Consider the following 15,386-nt stretch of genomic DNA (forward strand, 5'->3'; position numbering starts at 1 on the left):
ACAAAACGAAAAGCAGGTGTTCACCCTGCTTCTTCTCATTTGCTTCACGTCATTAAATCCTCAATTATTGTAGCATAATCCTTCATAGAAGAAAATGAAAACTACCTATTCACCTGCAAGATTTCCACTTTGTTTTTTACCATGACACCCTCATAATAAACAATTTTAGATAAATATTTCACTGATGACTTATGTATAAATAACAATTGCACAACAGAAAGACAAATGAATTGTATTATTAATATACGAATAAAAATTCTCTCCATCTTTTTCACCGGAATTCTTCCCTCCTATACTATATTTGCACATTTCGTTTCATGATTTTATACATCGTACATATAGCAGTTAATTTTATTGTCATTTTCGAGGCATACTTTTATACATTTCCATTGTCGAATTTACTCAAAACATGTTATGTTCTAAATGTATTTTTTTACTTGAAAGGGGTATAAGCATTGAAAAGAATCCTAGTTTTACACACAGGTGGAACAATTGCAATGGAGGAAGATAAAGAAACTGGGGTCGTACAACCAGGTGAAAAAAATCCTCTTTTAAAATTCATTCCTGATTTAGAAGGCGATGTTGATTTAATCGTTGAAGATGTGTTCCACCTACCATCTCCTCATATGACACCGAGCGAAATGTTACAATTACAAGTCATCATTGATGAAAGAGTAAAACAAGACAACATTCATGGCGTAGTCATTACGCATGGCACGGATACATTAGAAGAAACAGCTTATTTCTTAGATTTAACAGTACAAGCAACTATTCCGATCGTAGTGACAGGTGCAATGCGCTCTAGCAATGAGTTAGGTGCTGATGGTCTATATAACTTCTTATCAGCTGTAAAAGTTGCTAGTTGTGATGAAGCTGCAGAAAAAGGTGTTTTAGTCGTATTAAACGACGAAATTCATTGCGCTACAAATGTAACGAAAACACATACAAGTAATGTTGCAACATTCCAAAGCCCACAATACGGACCAATTGGAATGGTAACAAAACGCGGCGTTGTCTTCCATCACGCTTTAGTACATCACGAAACATATACGATAAACAAAGTGTCTAAAAATGTAGTTGTTCTAAAAGCATATGCTGGCATGGATGATACATTATTAGCAGCAATCGAAAATCTTCCTGTAGACGGCATTGTTATCGAAGCTCTTGGACAAGGTAATCTCCCTCCAAGAACACTACCTAGTCTAGAAAGATTATTAAATAGAGGTATTCCTGTCGTATTAGTTTCTCGCTGTTTCAACGGTATCGTTCAAGACGTATATTCGTATGAAGGTGGCGGTAAACACTTAAAAGATATGGGCATTGTATTCACATACGGCTTAAATGCACAAAAAGCACGCATTAAATTACTTGTTGCATTAGAGAATACAAATTCTCATGAATCCATTCAAAATATGTTTATGCACGAATAAAAAGGAGCTGTCGAGGTTTTCCCGACAGCTCCTTTTTATTTTTCTCTTGATGCAATGGTTTGCGCAATCGCATCTCCATGAAATCTTCCGTTCTCGATAAATATTTCATTTGCATTATTTCCAGCAGCAATGACACCTGCAATGAAAATATTTTCAGCATTCGTTTCCATTCTATCCTCTGTATAAATTGGACGTCCTGTTTCTTCATCAATCTGAACACCCATCTTCGTTAAGAAGCTATGATCAGGATGATAACCAGTCATCGCAAATACAAAATCGTTTTTGATTGTAAGAGCTTCACCATCAACTGTAAACGTTAATGTATGCTCAGTAATTTCTTTCACATGAGCCCCAAAATGCATTTGAATTGTACCATTTCGTACTAACGCCTCAAATTCCGGCAAAATCCAAGGCTTTATGCTTGGTGAATACTCACTTCCACGATACAGTACCGTTACACGTGCACCCGATTTAACAAGTTCTAACGCGGCATCTACACTCGAGTTTTTCCCACCTATAACTACTACATCTCGATCAAAATAAGGATGCCCCTCTTTAAAATAGTGAGCTACTTTCTTCAATTCCTCACCTGGAACATTCATATAATTTGGATTATCATAATATCCAGTTGCTACAACAATATATTTCGCTATATATATTTCCTTACTTCCGTCACGCTTTGTCGTCTCAACCTGAAAAGCTTCTCCATCTTTTTGAACTTTCTCCACTCGCTCAAAAGCATTTACACGTACAGATTTACGTCTTACTACTTCACGATAATACGCAAGCGCTTGATTTCGAACTGGCTTACGATTTTCTGTAATAAAAGCTACATCACCAATTTCTAATTTTTCACTAGAAGAGAAAAATGTTTGATGAGTTGGATAATTATAAATGGCATTTACAATGTTTCCTTTTTCAATTACTAACGGATTTATCCCTACCTTTTGCAACGAAATTGCAGCCGCTAATCCGCACGGACCGCCTCCGATTATAATAACTGTTTCTTTCTGCATACTCGTCCACTCCTAGTCTTCTACCAATACACTATTTATAAAAACAAGAAAAAACCTACTTACAGCAGTAGGCACCTATCTTTATTGTATTCATTTTTCATATATTTGTCATCTAAACGAAACGTACATCCGATAGACATCTGCTAAAAACTGCTGAAATTTAATACCTTGTTTCCCTAATACATTCTCAGGATCAATCTTTCTAGCTGGATCAAGCGTTTTATGTGACACGATATCTTTTTTCGGATTTAAGCCAAAGTTTTGGCATAAATACGCATGATACCATGTAAAACGATTATATGCTTCCCAAAAGTTAACATCACCACCATAACAAAGTTCCACTCCAATGGCCGCCTTATTCGCGTCATAGCCATATAAGTCATTATCCGTCGGCACACCATATCGAACATGATACGCAACTTCATTTATAGGAATAATCTCCAATATTGTTTTATCATCTATAAATGTATGCGCCGAAGCTTTCGGTTGTAATTCATTAAAGTAATCTCGATTCCCTATCGCATTGCTTCCAGGATTCCCCGTATCATGGCTTACAATAAATCTCACTTTAGTCAGAGGAATCCCCGGTCGTGAACTTCCATATCCAATATAGTTGCGCTCTATAGGAAACATCGCCATTGCTACCAACTCCCGCTCTAGAAGATTACCTTACTTCCTTATATATGTATTCGGTAGCAATGTCCTTATCGCATATTTCTTACGCGAAGAGAAAATCGAAAATATTTGAAGTGAACACCATAAACAACAAGATACTTACAGCCACTCCATAAAAACCGTAAAACCAAACACAATCTTCTTTCGTATCTAAACCGAAAAAATTATTTACCGATTGTAATAATGTGCCACGCTTGCTTTGTTTGTTTCGTAATACTTCCACTCGCTCTACAACATCTGCTGGCATCATAAATCTTTGGTCTACTGTCATTTTCATCATTTATCTCTCCTTAAAATCATTTCCGTTTTGTTTATCTAAGGAGAGTATAGCACGTTTGTTCGTATAGAACAAGCGTTCTTTTTATTTTTATTTTATTTTATTTTATTTTTATTTTTCAGCAAGCCAAGTAAAAATCGAGATTACAACGGCAATAATCGGCCCTACTACAACCACACCAAATACCAAAAACAGTAACCCTTCCCCGAACATCCGAACGGTACTTATTTTTCGAGCTTTCATCGTTCTTGCAAGTTCTCCCTCTAACCTCTTAACCTTCTCTTCTAATTGTTCTACTCGTTCCAGCATTTCATTCTCCATATACAACACCTCATTTAATACTTCAACAAAAAAACGTGATTCCCTCGAAAGGAAATCACGTTTTCTCAAGATATAATATTTTATACCCAACCTCTGAAGCGGCTTGCTTCAGCCATTTTACGAACACCAACCATGTACGCCGCTAAGCGCATGTTCACTTTACGAACTTGTGCTGTTTCATAAATAGAATCAAATGATCTTACCATTACTTTTTCTAAACGTTGTTCTACTTCTTCTTCAGTCCAGTAGTAACCTTGGTTGTTTTGTACCCACTCAAAGTAAGATACTGTTACACCACCAGCACTTGCTAACACGTCTGGAACAAGCAAAATTCCGCGATCTGTTAAAATTTTAGTCGCTTCTAATGTTGTTGGACCATTTGCAGCTTCAACAACGATTTTCGCTTTAATATCATTAGCATTTTCTTCTGTAATTTGGTTCTCAATTGCAGCTGGTACTAAAATATCGCAATCAAGTTCTAACAATTCTTTGTTTGAAATTGTATTGTTAAATAGCTTTGTTACTGTACCGAAGCTATCACGACGGTCTAATAAATAATCAATATCTAATCCGTTTGGATCATGTAACGCGCCGTAAGCATCTGAGATTGCAATAACTTTCGCACCTGCATCATGCATAAATTTAGCTAAGAAGCTACCAGCATTACCGAATCCTTGAACAACAACGCGTGCACCCTTAATATCAATGCCACGTTTTTTAGCAGCTTCGCGAATACAAATTGTTACACCTTTCGCTGTTGCTGTTTCACGTCCATGTGATCCACCTAATACAAGCGGTTTACCTGTAATAAATCCTGGTGAATTAAATTCATCAATACGGCTATACTCATCCATCATCCACGCCATAATTTGAGAGTTTGTGAATACATCTGGAGCTGGAATATCTTTCGTCGGACCTACGATTTGGCTAATTGCTCGTACATAACCGCGGCTTAATCTTTCTAACTCACGGAATGACATTTCACGTGGATCACAGATAATTCCACCCTTACCTCCACCATATGGTAAATCAACAATACCACATTTTAAACTCATCCAGATTGAAAGTGCTTTCACTTCATTTTCTGTTACATTCGGATGGAAGCGAATTCCACCTTTCGTTGGACCAACAGCATCATTATGTTGCGCACGATATCCTGTAAATATTTTAACAGTCCCGTCATCCATACGAACTGGTATTTTCACTGTCATCATACGAATTGGTTCTTTTAATAATTCATATACTTCGTTTGGATAACCCAATTTTTCTAACGCTTCACTAATAACAATTTGTGTTGAATTCAATAGTTCAAAATGTTGTTCCCTTTGTTGTTGTGTTTTTGTTTGAGTTCCCTTTTCGGCTACCATAGTAAGTAAACCCCCTGTAATTTCACTTGTTTAGTAAACCTTCATTGCCTAGTATACACCCTTAAATTTGGAATGCAATAGAAAACGCTAACAAATATATACAAACTATTTTCTGTTGCAAGCGTTTTCACTATTATTATAGTCCTTTTATTACTTTTAGAAAAGTAAAATACTTAAATATTTAAATATTTTTTATTTTCATCAACCACCCTCCCATAAAACTGCATATTTTATTTTCAAAAAGTATGTTCGAGTATTTACAATCATCCCTTCCCTTCTCCAAATAAAAACAAAACCTCAGCTATGTTGTATTAGCTGAGGTTTTGTTTTTTCACAAAGTAATTGTGTATTTGTTCTATCGCGTTAACATCCATTAATTCTTTACCGTACTCCATGATGCGATAAATGGTTGCTGTAGACGGATTACCGTATTCCGCTAAAATAGCTATAAAATCCGCCTTTAACAATTGAATTTGTTCCTCTTCTTCCACCCAAAGATAGAAGCGCTCATCCCAAGTATATAGCTTTCCGCCAGTTACACCAAGGTTATATAAGCGATTCGACAGGTTAATTACGTCATCTAGCGTAGCAAACTCATATAATATATGCTCACTTTCATCTAGAGTCACTTGCATTTCAATAAACTCGTCACGGAACTCATCATCTGTATCCATTTCTTGATTTTCTTTCGTTACAATTACAACCATCCCTTGTGCTTGTAGAGAAAACACTTCAACTGCAATCGGACCATCTGCTTCAAACCCTAATTCCTTATTTGCTTCTTGCATCATATCACGAAATAATTGCTGTACTTTCGGTGCATTTCTCCATAAATCTTCTTTCGTTAATCCTCGTTCAGATAAATCATCAAATGTTAGAAAAATTTTTATCTTATTGTAATTTAATCGTTCCAGCCTCATCTCATACCCTCCCTACGTAACCAATGCATCTAATTTTTATTATATGAAATAGAAAATAGATGGTTCTTTTCGAACAACTATTCCGACATTTTTAACCATCCATCCCATTCTTCTTTCGTATCACCAATTAAGATTGTTTCAATGTCCAACTGGTTTAGAACGCCTAGCTTTCCGATAAATCCAACAGAAAGAGATTCCCTTTTTTCTTGTAATAAATTTATAAAGTTCATCGTCTTTTTCATTTCTTGTTCGTCAGCAAAAGATATAAATACATATTTCGGCTGTATTTCCTCTACCGCTGATAACATACCATCTTCAGCTAAGCTTGTCCTAATATATATCGCCTCATATCCTTTTAAGCGTAAATAAGTTGAAAAAATAAATCCTTTCAATGCATCCTTTTCTAACACAATAACTTTGTGTAAAGAGGAAAACATTGAGGCATTGTGATACACCATCCCTAGACGCGTTTGTAAAAATGATAGTGCATATTGAAATTGCACCATTGAAATCTCATTATTATTTTTTGACGTTAATAATTTGTCTGTCACTCGAAGAACGATACTGGCAACAACCTTTTCTGTTGAATATATACTAAAAGCTTCGTTTAATAATGCAGCAATTGTAATTTCATCAAATTTTAACAAAGCTTGTAGCAAATCGTCCACTAAAACAACTTCTTTATCGAAATGTATCTCTTTTTGAACTGTACTCTGCAAACGATTCTCTTCTAATAACTGAACTGCTTGTCCAATCATCATACCGGAAGAAACTTTTTCCATTAACCATTTTAAAATTTGAATATGCTCTTCTGTATATAAGCGATGCCCAGCTTGATTCCGCTTTGGGGCAATAATTTGATATCGTCTTTCCCATGCACGAAGCGTACTCGGCTGAACTCCAATTATATTCGAAACGGCTTTTATATTATATTTCCCACTAAGAGTTGGCATCATTTCCCTCCGCACAATGTAATGATATGTGTTTGAGCAGGTGCTCGGAAACGAAGTGGTATCAATGTTGTTCCATACCCATTACTAACAAAGAGAATCGTATTCAAATGGTTATATACGCCACCTTTTAAATATTTTTTAGATGGGAATAATCGGATTTGTCCTCCATGCGTATGTCCACTTAACACAAGTGAAATCTGTTCATTTCCAGACATTTTTTTTATTATATCAGGGTTGTGACTAACTAGGATACGAAAACCATCTTCTTTACAATCCGCCAATGCCAAATCTAGACGATCACGGTGCAATCTAACATCATCTATACCGAGCAAACAAATTTTCTCTCCTAATTCAGACTCAAATACCACTCTTGTATTATCTAAAACTTTTACGTTATTTTCTAATAATAACGCATCTAATTCATGATATTCTATCTCATAATCATTGTTTCCCCACACAAAATATACAGGACCTATCTCTCTTAACTTTTGAATATTCGCAGAGATTTTTGATAAAGAGACACCTTTCTCTGCTAAATCTCCTCCGATAATTACGAGATCTACTTTTCCTTTTACTTGTTCAATTAACAAATTCGAAATGACCCTTCTATGAATATCAGAAATAAAAAACACATTTACTTTTTGAAAACTTTTCGGAAATTCTTTAAATACTAAAGTATGTTCCAACACCGTATTACGCATCGCTTCTTTATACATCACAAAAAGTAATAAAATCCCCATGCCTATGAGAGTACTGAATAATATAATCCATATCATATTTTTGACTCCCTCCTCATAAAGATAATCCTAGGCTTTTATAACAAACTGTGATCGCTTAACTCGCTAGCTTTCTTGCTTTGTGGACTTATCTTTTATCGGAATTTTTAATTCTTGACCTGCACTCACTTCATCTTCCTGCAAGTTATTATACTTTTTAATTACTTCAATTCCATTTCCATCTGAAAAATATTGCTTCGCTATACTTTCTAAAGTTTCTCCCTCTTTCACAGTATGCGTTATTACTTTTTCAGAATGTTTCTGCGACTCAGATTTAGCTGAATCAAAGAAGATTACTTCAAACGCACTTTTTCCAGCATTATTACTATCACCCTTCACCTGAATATATTTATCCGTGTACCACAAAATACTAATCGGCAGAAGAATGAATAGAAATGTTAAAACCCGGACGAAAATGTGATTTATTTTAAACTTTTGTTTTTTCTCTTTATTTCTATGAATTTCACTACGCGGCGGTAAACTTTCTTTTTCTTCCACTCGCTCAACTTCTAATTCCTCTTCAAAATCAGGAATTCGTTTCCTCATGTTGTTCACCACCACCTTCCATTTATTTTCTTAATTGGAGTCCCATTATAAAATCAACAAGAAAGTGTGCAAAGATTGTTATAAACAAATTTCCTGTCCATTCAAATACATAACCAAAGACAAAACTAATAAAACAGACGAAACAAAATAAAAATGGCTTTGTTATATAACGAATATGTAACACTGCAAATACGAAGCTCGCAATTACAATTCCAAAATGAGTCTGTACTACACCTCTAAATAAAAATTCTTCTGCAAAACCAATCAAGAACGTAATAACGAGTAAGTGTAGAACGGACATTCCTCGAAACATCTTATCGTTAATACCACCATCATCAAACCATGACTCCGGAAACACTCGCATTGCAACATAATCTAATAACACAATACCAATCGCTAACAAACCACCTATAATAAGTATAGATACTGGTTCCCATTTCCATAAATTAAAGACTTCTTTTACATCTTGAAATAATATATATGCCAGTAAACAGCCAATACCGATAATAATTAACTGTGTTATATATAGATTCAGCCTTATTTCCTGCGGACTCATATCTTCAACATTATGCCTTTGAATGTTCATCATTCCTCCATCTTTTCTAGGCCGAAAAGCTTTTGTAACTCTGTTTCCCAATTATAGTCGAAATCCGATTGTTGCGCTCGTCTTTTTTTATAATCTTCTTTGGTAATACCGCAATAATCGCAGCAATTAATTAACTCTTGCTCTTTCCTATAACCGAACTGTTGCAGCACATATTCACGTCTACACCCTTTAACTTGTATCCATGACTTCATATTTTCTAGCTCACTATATTTATTACGCAACCTTATTTCTACTTCAGCTATTAATCGGTTCATGATTTCATCTGACAAACCTTCTAATAATAATCTTCGTTGTTGTATAATTCCAACCTGTTCGAGATGATAACGAACGAAACGCCAATATTGCTCATTAAATCTTGCTGCATTATAACAAATTTCTTCTACATCTTCTATTGGTAATTCCTTCGTTTGAAATATTCTTTCTTGTAGTAAAGAAAATAAAAATTTTATTTGTGACTTACTTGGCAATTCATCCTCAATGATTGAAATTGGTAAATCATGATCCAACGGACTACATAATAAAATAGCTATACTCGGTTCGCCATCTCTTCCAGCTCTTCCGATTTCTTGTAAGTAAGAGGCTATATTAGTTGGATAATGAAAATGAATAATATATCGCGTATTCGCCTTATTTACCCCCATACCAAATGCACTTGTGCATATTACAAGTTGCAATTGATCGTTCATAAACTGCTGTTGAATTAACATACGCTCTTCATGTTCCATACCACCATGATAAAAAGCTACACCAGTAACACCTTTCCCTCTCAAGTATTCCGTTAACCTTTCTGTCCACGCTCTACTTGAGCAATATACAATCCCCGGCCCTTGTAAATACATCACCTGCTCTAAAAGCGCCTCTTTCTTTTCTTCTATCGTCTCTACAAATTGCACATCCATTGCAATATTAGGACGATCAATAGAGTATACATGTTCCGCGGCACCCTTTAAATTTAAACTATCTGCGATATCCTGCAGTACCCCTTTTGTCGCTGTGGCTGTCAATGCTAATACTGTAGGAGAACCAATATTTTCAATAACTACATTTAGTTTTTTATAGTCCGGTCTAAAATCATAACCCCATTGAGAAATACAATGAGCCTCATCAACAACAAATAATGAAATATGAATTTTCTTCAATTCCCTAATTAATAACTCCGACTGCAACATCTCTGGTGAAACAAAAATAAATTTATATGAAGATAATTTTTTCATCGCTTCTCTTTTTTCATTTAATGTCCGAAAACTATTAAATGCTATCACTCGGTTTTTCACAACATACTTTAATTGTGTCACTTGATCTTCCATTAAAGATAATAACGGTGATACAACAAGCACTGTTCCTTCTCGCATAAGCCCCGGAAACTGATAGCACATAGATTTCCCTCTTCCAGTCGGAAGCATTGCTATCACATCTTTTCCTTCTAATAAATCTGTAATTACTCCTTTTTGACCTGGACGAAATTCAGAATATCCAAACCACTTATATAAATATTCTTCAAGTTTCATTTACACCCTCCATCCGCGCTAATACAAGACGAACTTCAAAATAAGAGATATCTTCTCCAACCGCTTGTTTCAAAACACGTAACTTCCGCGTTTGCAATGCTTCAATTACTTTTATTACTTTGTCTATCTTTTCTTTTTCCATAAACATTTCAATAGAAAAATCTTTTTCTCGCAAAGCAATTTCAACAAAATGATCTTCTATCGTTGCAACCTTTAAATTCCGAATCGTCGCTATTTCTTCTAAAGAACGTCCTTGTCTCCAAAAATTATATGTTTTTTTCGTGGATAAACTAAATAATTCAGCTCTCTCATTTGGATAAGATATAATTTCAGCTAATAGTGGAAATTCATTTTCTTTATCACGAACTTCTTGTATAAAGAAATGTATTGTACCCCAAAATAAAAAATACACCCTGAATATATCTTGTTTCGTAATTTCTGCTAATTGTTGCAATGTACAACCAATGCGTTCATAACCCGTTAATCGATATGTTACAATCGTCGCTTCTATCGCATTACTCTTTTCTAAAAGATTATGTACTTCCGTCCATAGTTTTCTCGCCAACTCACTTCTCTTATATGGCCTTCCTGTTAGAAAACGTTTCACCCACATCATTATTTCTGTATCTTGCTGAATTGGAATAAATCTCGTATTATTCTGTTGTAAATTTGATATGGTTTGAATAATTAATGATAATCTTTTCCAAAATGTTTCACCTAATTCACCATAATGTAAACCATGCAAATGCGCCGGAAAAGCATAAACTTCCTCCCATTTATGTAACTGCATTTTACCCGTAGGTGTTAACACATATGTATTTTCATGTATTTCTTGAATAAAATCCGCTTGCAACAACTTTGCAACTTCACCATCATAGTCATTTCTATTTAATGATTTATATATTCCGAACAAAAAAGAAATTCGGAACATATTTCCATCTTGTAAAGTTTGCGAAGAACGTTTGCCCTTTAGTAAATAATAAATAGAAGAAACGGTTCTTTCACCATTCAATTGTTTTAAACAATGCAACAAAGTATATTGTATTTGCATGACCGCTTCCACCTTCCAATCTTAACTTCATTCTTTTCAGTACAATTACACTATCTACTGTCGCTCATTAAACTTATCATATAAGAACTATATACTTGTATATATTCTATTGTATCAAACGAAATCATATTTACGTATTTTGAAAATCTTATGACATAATTCAAAAATAAGTTGACACTCTAATTGATAAGCATTATCATTATAATTTTATGTTGAAAAGTTTTACAAACCGTTTTACAATAAGGTTATAATTTTTATGGCGAGCTTTTCACATACATATTATCAGGAGGGAAAAAAGATGGCAAAATATACAATCGTTGATAAAGATACTTGTATTGCATGTGGTGCTTGTGGCGCTGCTGCACCAGACATTTATGACTATGATGATGAAGGTATTGCATTTGTAACATTAGATGATAACCAAGGTATCGTTGAAATTCCAGATGTATTAATTGAAGATATGATGGATGCATTCGAAGGCTGTCCAACTGACTCAATTAAAGTTGCTGACGAATCATTCGACGGAGACGCTTTAAAATTCGAATAGTCTTTTATTAACTTCAAAAAACGCCCCTCCTATTGATGAGGGGCGTTTTTTGTATCTAAATTTTATTTTCCTTAATAAAAAACCATTAGTAGTTTCACACTACTAATGGTTTTAGTATATATTATGCATTTTTCATTTTTGCAAACACCCATACTTTCAGGCGTGAGAATAATGCTACAAATACAATTGTTACAACAATCCCTTTAATTAAATTAAATGGTAAGATTGCCGTTACAACCGTTGTTTTTATAGCTTCGCTAGACATAGCTGGTGAATTTAAAAACCAAGTGTACGCCGGGAATATGATGATGTAGTTTAATACACTCATAATAAGTGCCATTGTAATTGTCCCTAGCATTAATCCTGTAGTTAAACTCTTCACAGTACGATACTTTCTAAATAAGAAAGCTGCTGGCCCAATAAATAAACATCCTGCAATAAAGTTTGCAATTTCTCCAACTGGTACTCCCGTTAAACTTCCTTGAATCCCGTAATGTAAAATGTTCTTTATCGCCTCTACAATCACTCCTGCTACTGGTCCAAAGATAATTGCCGCAATTAGAGCTGGTACATCACTAAAATCAATTTTCAAAAATGGCGGAAGCCCTGGGAACGGGAAATCCAACATCATTAGTAAATATGCAATACTACTTAGCATCGCTACACTCACCATCTGCACTACACTGTTTTTTTGTTTCATCTTTCTCTCTCCTTTTCCATCGATCATCTCATGGAAAGTGGAAAGGTTCTGCTATGCCTATTTTTTCATAGAACGAAAAAACCCTTTGTGTTTTACACAAAGGGAGAATTTAAGGCACATCAAACAGACGTTCAAATCCATATCTTTTTTGAACGCTTGAACCTCCATCTTCTCCCATCCAGACTATACTGTCGGCTTTGGAATCACACCAAATCCTGCCTTAACGGCTCGCGGGCTTAGAACAAAATCATAAATAGTTCATCACCGCCGGTCGGGATTTTCACCCTGCCCCGAAGATAGACCGATATTCTATTTTCCCCTTCATTATACAACAACCTCATAACATTGTGAACTAAAAAATTGTAACTTATTTAAAATTAGTTATTTATTTTTCGTAACAACAAATAAATTGCGAGATATTTTACAATACAATCCATATTTTTTATTATTCGGCATTTCTCTTTTGAATTACCTAGTCATATATAATTAAAAGTGATAAGATATTGAATTGTTAAGATAAGAACATTTTCTGAGTTATGGAGGAAATGTCATGAAAAAAGACAAGAGACATTCTATTCGAGAAGCAATGAAAAAAAACTTAAGAAAAGAATACTTTTACTTAAAAAAAGAATTACTTTTCTACTGCCCAATTGATTTAGGCACATTCTCAAACGAGACATACTATGCTACTTTCGATGAAGATGGCATCAGTATTTATCAGTATGATAAAAAAACAGAAAGTAAATTAAAATTGTGTGAGCGTCATCCGTGGAAGAGTTGGAATAAAGTGAAGATTGATCACTATTTGACAACTTCTCAATTTATTTTTCAGGGTGAGCGAAATTGGATCTTATCTCTTTTTCAAAAAGGAAAAGAAGCTCAAAAAATTATTGAAGAGCATACATCTTTACAAACAGAAGTTGTTTCCCGCTCTTTCTTAAAAAAACTTCCTGGTTTTCGTTCTAATACACCACTGAATAAATACATCGGTAGTATTTGTTACACTGCACTTATTGCATTTTTATTAAAATGGATGATTCCATTTCAAGCACCACAAATCGCCCTGTATTCTATCTCGATTGGTTGTATGCTTCTTGGCCTACTTTGTTTGACAATCGGTTTAATTGAACCGACTATCGTACTGTTTCGAACAAAAGAGAAAACAAGAACAAAAGTTTTTTACTTATATAGCTATTTAGCTATTTCTGGATTTATATGTGTCTTTATTTTTTGGTAAAAGAAGCCGTCCCAAAATAAATTTTGGGACGGTTTTCTTTTAGATATAGATGCTCTGATTCACTCAATAGTTCTAGCAAAAGCGCCCATATAATTTCATTTACATTGAATCTTATTTAAGAAGAACATAAATTTGTTCAAAGTTTAATTTTTGAAGCGTTTCCTTTACTTAACATATAATTGTTGATTAGGATAAATTAGCTCTTGCTGCAATCCATTTTTTTCTTTAATTTCCTTAAGTGTCATACTAAATTTCCGTGCAATACTAACTAAAGTATCCCCTTTTTGTACGACATATAATGACGAAGAAACAACTTCATTTCTTTGTTCACTTAAAACAAGCAATGGGTTCATCGCATTCTTTTTCGCCATCGTCCATCTTCCTTGATGAAGTTCTAGATGTAAGTGCGCACCTCGCGATTCTCCCGTGTTCCCTACTTCTCCAATTTTTTCTCCTTTGGAAATATAATCTCCTTGATCCACATATCTCTTATTTAAATGTGCATATACAGCCTCATATTCTCCGTGTTTAATAAATACAACATTTCCATAACTACTTGAATAATAAGACCTCGTTACCTTACCATCTTGGATAGCTGCCACAGGCGTTCCAATCGGCGCAGCTACATCAATACCATAGTGTTTTCCATGCCTTGTCCCAAAATAATCACTTATCTGACCTTCAACAGGCCAGGTCCATCGATTTTCTTCTGCATAAACATGTAATTGAGATACAAACAGTATACTCAATAACATGACACCGCATTTTAAAACTTTCATATACATCCTCCGTTTTCTAATTACCACCATACCTTCTCTATTTTGGTATATTACAGAAAAAAGTATACAAAAAAAGAAAGTGAATTACTCCACTTCCTTCTCTTTCTTATCACGAAAAACTACTGCACTACGGTTATACTCCACATCTTTCACTTGTAATCGGGCATTTATTACTCGAGCTATCGCAAACAAATAATCAGATAATCTATTTACATACTTTAATACAACTTCATTTATTTTCACTTCTTTTTGCAATGATACTATAGAGCGTTCTGCTCTCCTTACAACAGTACGTGCAATATGAATAGTAGCCGCTGCCTCGCTACCACCTGGCAAAATAAAGCGTTCTAGTGGCGGGGCTTCTTCTATATATAAATCAATCTTTCTTTCTAAACTTTCAACCATCACAATTGTCACTTTATAAGGAATTTTTTGTTCCACTATTGCCAAGTCTCCTCCGCAATCAAATAGTTCATGTTGAATATTTTCGAGCTCATTGTAAATATCTATAAAAGCCCCGCCTTGAAGCTTAGTCATTGCATATCCAATATGAGAATTTGCCTCGTCTATTGTTCCATACGCTTCCACACGGATATCATCTTTATCAACCCTGCCACCTATTACACTTGTCGTTCCTTTATCTCCTGTTTTTGTATATAATTTCATTTCTTCACAG

19 protein-coding genes and 1 riboswitch are annotated in these 15,386 nt (G+C 34.6%); of the genes, 3 read left to right on the forward strand and 16 right to left on the reverse strand.

What is annotated here, in order from left to right:
- Positions 1-101: 101 nt before the first annotated feature.
- Complete coding sequence (locus ACTFR3_RS09120; RefSeq protein ID WP_000738057.1) at positions 102-275, reverse strand: YpfB family protein; 174 nt, start codon at positions 273-275, stop codon at positions 102-104.
- Positions 276-455: 180 nt separating this feature from the next.
- Here ACTFR3_RS09120 and ansA point away from each other — a divergent pair, with 180 nt between their 5' ends.
- Positions 456-1,430 (forward strand): asparaginase, encoded by a 975-nt coding sequence (gene ansA / locus ACTFR3_RS09125; protein ID WP_000822010.1) that lies wholly within the window; start codon positions 456-458, stop codon positions 1,428-1,430.
- A 35-nt stretch (positions 1,431-1,465) separates the two neighbouring features.
- Here ansA and ACTFR3_RS09130 read toward each other — a convergent pair whose 3' ends face one another.
- The 12 genes from ACTFR3_RS09130 to ACTFR3_RS09185 form a co-directional block, all read right to left on the reverse strand.
- Positions 1,466-2,446, reverse strand: a complete 981-nt coding sequence (locus ACTFR3_RS09130; protein WP_001168522.1) for a YpdA family putative bacillithiol disulfide reductase — start codon at positions 2,444-2,446, stop codon at positions 1,466-1,468.
- A 108-nt stretch (positions 2,447-2,554) separates the two neighbouring features.
- The gene (locus ACTFR3_RS09135; RefSeq protein ID WP_001240655.1) at positions 2,555-3,085 is read right to left on the reverse strand and encodes a peptidoglycan recognition protein family protein; all 531 of its coding nucleotides are present in this window, start codon (positions 3,083-3,085) and stop codon (positions 2,555-2,557) included.
- A 79-nt stretch (positions 3,086-3,164) separates the two neighbouring features.
- A complete protein-coding gene (locus ACTFR3_RS09140) occupies positions 3,165-3,401 on the reverse strand; it encodes a DUF3961 domain-containing protein (RefSeq protein ID WP_097949100.1) in 237 nt (78 codons plus the stop codon).
- A gap of 108 nt (positions 3,402-3,509) precedes the next feature.
- Positions 3,510-3,719 (reverse strand): hypothetical protein, encoded by a 210-nt coding sequence (locus tag ACTFR3_RS09145; protein WP_000426763.1) that lies wholly within the window; start codon positions 3,717-3,719, stop codon positions 3,510-3,512.
- Between the two features lie 80 nt (positions 3,720-3,799).
- The gene (gene gudB / locus ACTFR3_RS09150; RefSeq protein ID WP_000225173.1) at positions 3,800-5,086 is read right to left on the reverse strand and encodes an NAD-specific glutamate dehydrogenase; all 1,287 of its coding nucleotides are present in this window, start codon (positions 5,084-5,086) and stop codon (positions 3,800-3,802) included.
- A 311-nt stretch (positions 5,087-5,397) separates the two neighbouring features.
- On the reverse strand, positions 5,398-6,006 hold the full coding sequence (locus ACTFR3_RS09155) for a genetic competence negative regulator (protein ID WP_001235402.1): 609 nt from the start codon (positions 6,004-6,006) through the stop codon (positions 5,398-5,400).
- A gap of 77 nt (positions 6,007-6,083) precedes the next feature.
- Entirely contained in the window at positions 6,084-6,959 is an 876-nt protein-coding gene (locus ACTFR3_RS09160) for a MerR family transcriptional regulator (RefSeq protein WP_001142718.1), read from the reverse strand.
- The gene (locus tag ACTFR3_RS09165) at positions 6,959-7,735 is read right to left on the reverse strand and encodes a metallophosphoesterase (protein ID WP_440044368.1); all 777 of its coding nucleotides are present in this window, start codon (positions 7,733-7,735) and stop codon (positions 6,959-6,961) included. Before ACTFR3_RS09165 ends, ACTFR3_RS09160 begins: the two co-directional genes overlap by 1 nt.
- A gap of 66 nt (positions 7,736-7,801) precedes the next feature.
- On the reverse strand, positions 7,802-8,281 hold the full coding sequence (locus ACTFR3_RS09170) for a LysM peptidoglycan-binding domain-containing protein (protein ID WP_001231553.1): 480 nt from the start codon (positions 8,279-8,281) through the stop codon (positions 7,802-7,804).
- Between the two features lie 22 nt (positions 8,282-8,303).
- The gene (locus ACTFR3_RS09175; protein ID WP_001025780.1) at positions 8,304-8,867 is read right to left on the reverse strand and encodes a CPBP family intramembrane glutamic endopeptidase; all 564 of its coding nucleotides are present in this window, start codon (positions 8,865-8,867) and stop codon (positions 8,304-8,306) included.
- Positions 8,867-10,396 (reverse strand): ATP-dependent DNA helicase RecQ, encoded by a 1,530-nt coding sequence (gene recQ, locus ACTFR3_RS09180; protein WP_000762973.1) that lies wholly within the window; start codon positions 10,394-10,396, stop codon positions 8,867-8,869. The genes ACTFR3_RS09175 and recQ overlap by 1 nt, the downstream gene beginning before the upstream one ends.
- A complete protein-coding gene (locus ACTFR3_RS09185; RefSeq protein ID WP_001167004.1) occupies positions 10,386-11,447 on the reverse strand; it encodes a helix-turn-helix domain-containing protein in 1,062 nt (353 codons plus the stop codon). Before ACTFR3_RS09185 ends, recQ begins: the two co-directional genes overlap by 11 nt.
- A 298-nt stretch (positions 11,448-11,745) precedes the next feature.
- On the opposite strand from ACTFR3_RS09185, the gene ACTFR3_RS09190 reads away from it, so the two are divergent.
- The gene (locus ACTFR3_RS09190; protein ID WP_001151993.1) at positions 11,746-11,994 is read left to right on the forward strand and encodes a ferredoxin; all 249 of its coding nucleotides are present in this window, start codon (positions 11,746-11,748) and stop codon (positions 11,992-11,994) included.
- Between the two features lie 121 nt (positions 11,995-12,115).
- Here ACTFR3_RS09190 and ACTFR3_RS09195 read toward each other — a convergent pair whose 3' ends face one another.
- Positions 12,116-12,694 (reverse strand): ECF transporter S component, encoded by a 579-nt coding sequence (locus ACTFR3_RS09195; RefSeq protein WP_000810855.1) that lies wholly within the window; start codon positions 12,692-12,694, stop codon positions 12,116-12,118.
- 162 nt (positions 12,695-12,856) lie between these two features.
- Positions 12,857-12,996, reverse strand: a riboswitch (FMN riboswitch).
- Between the two features lie 248 nt (positions 12,997-13,244).
- Here ACTFR3_RS09195 and ACTFR3_RS09200 point away from each other — a divergent pair.
- Positions 13,245-13,931 carry a hypothetical protein gene (locus tag ACTFR3_RS09200; protein WP_000710837.1) on the forward strand — a complete coding sequence of 229 codons (687 nt, stop codon included), beginning with the start codon at positions 13,245-13,247 and terminating at the stop codon, positions 13,929-13,931.
- 164 nt (positions 13,932-14,095) lie between these two features.
- On the opposite strand, the gene ACTFR3_RS09205 is transcribed toward ACTFR3_RS09200, so the two are convergent.
- Together ACTFR3_RS09205 and ACTFR3_RS09210 are read right to left on the reverse strand one after the other, a co-directional pair.
- On the reverse strand, positions 14,096-14,710 hold the full coding sequence (locus ACTFR3_RS09205) for a peptidoglycan DD-metalloendopeptidase family protein (protein WP_000866117.1): 615 nt from the start codon (positions 14,708-14,710) through the stop codon (positions 14,096-14,098).
- 84 nt (positions 14,711-14,794) lie between these two features.
- A complete protein-coding gene (locus ACTFR3_RS09210) occupies positions 14,795-15,376 on the reverse strand; it encodes a cob(I)yrinic acid a,c-diamide adenosyltransferase (RefSeq protein ID WP_000781269.1) in 582 nt (193 codons plus the stop codon).
- Positions 15,377-15,386: the final 10 nt, after the last annotated feature.

The sequence above is a fragment of the Bacillus cereus group sp. MYBK14-1 genome (assembly GCF_051916885.1).
Lineage (GTDB): Bacteria > Bacillota > Bacilli > Bacillales > Bacillaceae_G > Bacillus_A > Bacillus_A cereus.

Coding starts and splice junctions, on each gene's coding strand:
- ACTFR3_RS09130 (WP_001168522.1), bottom strand. CDS start 2,446: ATGCAGAAAGAAACAGTTATTATAATCGGAGGCGGTCCGTGCGGATTA.
- ACTFR3_RS09135 (WP_001240655.1), bottom strand. CDS start 3,085: ATGGCGATGTTTCCTATAGAGCGCAACTATATTGGATATGGAAGTTCA.
- ACTFR3_RS09140 (WP_097949100.1), bottom strand. CDS start 3,401: ATGATGAAAATGACAGTAGACCAAAGATTTATGATGCCAGCAGATGTT.
- ACTFR3_RS09145 (WP_000426763.1), bottom strand. CDS start 3,719: ATGGAGAATGAAATGCTGGAACGAGTAGAACAATTAGAAGAGAAGGTT.
- gudB (WP_000225173.1), bottom strand. CDS start 5,086: ATGGTAGCCGAAAAGGGAACTCAAACAAAAACACAACAACAAAGGGAA.
- ACTFR3_RS09155 (WP_001235402.1), bottom strand. CDS start 6,006: ATGAGGCTGGAACGATTAAATTACAATAAGATAAAAATTTTTCTAACA.
- ACTFR3_RS09160 (WP_001142718.1), bottom strand. CDS start 6,959: ATGCCAACTCTTAGTGGGAAATATAATATAAAAGCCGTTTCGAATATA.
- ACTFR3_RS09165 (WP_440044368.1), bottom strand. CDS start 7,735: ATGATATGGATTATATTATTCAGTACTCTCATAGGCATGGGGATTTTA.
- ACTFR3_RS09170 (WP_001231553.1), bottom strand. CDS start 8,281: ATGAGGAAACGAATTCCTGATTTTGAAGAGGAATTAGAAGTTGAGCGA.
- ACTFR3_RS09175 (WP_001025780.1), bottom strand. CDS start 8,867: ATGAACATTCAAAGGCATAATGTTGAAGATATGAGTCCGCAGGAAATA.
- recQ (WP_000762973.1), bottom strand. CDS start 10,396: ATGAAACTTGAAGAATATTTATATAAGTGGTTTGGATATTCTGAATTT.
- ACTFR3_RS09185 (WP_001167004.1), bottom strand. CDS start 11,447: ATGCAAATACAATATACTTTGTTGCATTGTTTAAAACAATTGAATGGT.
- ACTFR3_RS09190 (WP_001151993.1), top strand. CDS start 11,746: ATGGCAAAATATACAATCGTTGATAAAGATACTTGTATTGCATGTGGT.
- ACTFR3_RS09195 (WP_000810855.1), bottom strand. CDS start 12,694: ATGAAACAAAAAAACAGTGTAGTGCAGATGGTGAGTGTAGCGATGCTA.
- ACTFR3_RS09200 (WP_000710837.1), top strand. CDS start 13,245: ATGAAAAAAGACAAGAGACATTCTATTCGAGAAGCAATGAAAAAAAAC.
- ACTFR3_RS09205 (WP_000866117.1), bottom strand. CDS start 14,710: ATGAAAGTTTTAAAATGCGGTGTCATGTTATTGAGTATACTGTTTGTA.
- ACTFR3_RS09210 (WP_000781269.1), bottom strand. CDS start 15,376: ATGAAATTATATACAAAAACAGGAGATAAAGGAACGACAAGTGTAATA.